This is a genomic window from Arcicella gelida (assembly GCF_034931025.1).
Classification (GTDB): Bacteria; Bacteroidota; Bacteroidia; order Cytophagales; family Spirosomataceae; genus Arcicella; species Arcicella gelida.
The window spans coordinates 1-2,014 of record NZ_JAYGIL010000067.1 but is presented as its reverse complement, the minus strand read 5'-3'; the positions used below and the strand labels follow the sequence as shown (position 1 = coordinate 2,014).

Annotated in this window: 2 protein-coding genes; both read left to right on the top strand. The window is 30.5% G+C overall.

The genetic code is table 11. From position 1 onward, the window contains the following. Positions 1–148, top strand: a 148-nt coding sequence (locus VB776_RS24420; RefSeq protein ID WP_323699459.1) for an IS3 family transposase, incomplete at its 5' end; no start/stop codon positions are given. Between the two features lie 672 nt (positions 149–820). Further along, positions 821–1,879, top strand: coding sequence for a TlpA disulfide reductase family protein (locus VB776_RS24415; protein WP_323699458.1), 1,059 nt, complete (start codon positions 821–823; stop codon positions 1,877–1,879). Positions 1,880–2,014: the final 135 nt, after the last annotated feature.

Sequence of the window (2,014 nt, the reverse complement as noted above, 5' to 3'; positions counted from 1 at the left end):
CACAATTCTGAGAAGTATTCTATTTGAATTTATTGAAGGATATTACAATAGACAGCGATTGCATTCAAGTTTAAAATATGAATTCCCACTTGATTTTGAAACGCAATGGTTTGAGAAAATGCCGAAAAGTGTAAACATTAAACAATAAAACCTCGCAAAAAGTGTAAACCAAAAATAGACCACCCCAATCCTGCCAAAATATGTTTTATGATATGTGATATTTTACATCAAGGAAGAGGAACGTATGACAGAATAGGTTACGCATTAGACACAAACAGCTATGATAAAGCGTTTCAGAATTTGTGTACGATTGGTGACGAACACTACAAACCAAGGATTAATGCACTAAAAATTCATATAAGTAAGTTCGAACAAGCTAATATTTTCAACAAAACTTACAACCAAAGTAATAATGAATTTATATAAAAAGCTTACACAAACAAAATATAGTCAAAAAATGGTTGGGTTGCTTTTGTTAGACAAATACAGAATATCCAAAGTCTCTTAAATTTTTCTTACACAATTAAAAGGTGTATAAATTTGCCACATTTTGAGAAAGCATTTGGTTTTTTATAGTTGATTTAAACAACTGAGTTAAACAAGGTAAAATATTTGCAGGGACTACTTACCCAATTATTAAGCTTTAAAGTATTAAAAGGGCTAACGATGTTTAGCTCTTTTTGTTTTACAAGGACAAAAAAGAGTTGTGAAATAAAAAAGTGAAAAATCCCTTATTTCATTCAAAATAAATTAATTTGCATCTACGTTCACTGAAAGTACTCAGTATTAAAATTTTCTCTTAAAATCACCTCTTATATCCATGAAAAAACTAATTCTATTCTTCTTCATTGTAGTTATTACTTCAATTTCTGTTCATGCACAAAACTCAACAATGAAACCTTTCCGTTTGGAGGGAACAATACTCAACTCAGATACAATTAAGGAAGTCAATATTATGATATTTGGTAAGAATAACATTACTTCTGAAAAAGCAAAAGTTGTCAATCAGAAATTTATCTTTGAAGGAGGATTAGAACATCCAACTTTAGCACTTATTTCAACTGAAAAAATACGCCAAGAGTTTGGAGTTTGGTTGGTTAATGATACCATTCAAGTTGATTTTGAAATAAAAAAAAAAGAGACAGGTTCTTTATATTTACATACAAAAAAAGTTAGTGGAAGCCAAGAATCAATAGACTTTACTACTCGAATTGAACCTAGAAATGCCATGCAAAGTAAAAAGTTCACTGATGCTCAAAGAAAAAGGATGGTATATCAATCACATGAAAAATATGTAAATGAACACAGGAACTCATATTTATCTTTGCAAAATCTTTCAAACGAAATTAGTTTTGGAGGATGTGATTTATCAAGCATAGAAGATTTGTATGAGAAACTCTCCGAAGAAGTAAAACTATCTGACAGTGGTAAATACTTTAAGGAGAAACTTGCTAAGTACAGAAAAAATACCGTTGGCAATCGAATCCCAGACATTAAAATCCCCAACGAAACAGGTGATTCAGTTATGCTTAGTTCGCTAATAAAAGGTAAAACCATTATTAGTTTTTGGGCTTCTTGGTGTGCCCCTTGTCGTGCGGAACATCAAGACATGGTAAAAAACCAACAACTTTTTGAAGATAAGTCTGTCAAAATTATTAGTATTTCCTTAGATGATGATCAACAAAAATGGTTAAAAGCTATCCAAACTGATAATATTAATAGCTGGATAAATCTTGCAGACTTGCATGGAGGTTTTGATAGTAAAACAGCTCAAACTTTTAAAATAAACAGTATTCCATTTATGATTTTAGTGGATAATAAAATGAGAATTCTGGAGAATGACTACCAAAGTATCGTACATAGACTTAGAAAAAAATAAACTTGTTTAACTTACGATTTGGGGTGGTCTATTTTTGGTTTACACTTTTTGCGAGGTTTTATTGTTTAATGTTTACACTTTTCGGCATTTTTCTCAAACCATTGCGTTTCAAAATCAAGTGGGAATTCATATTTT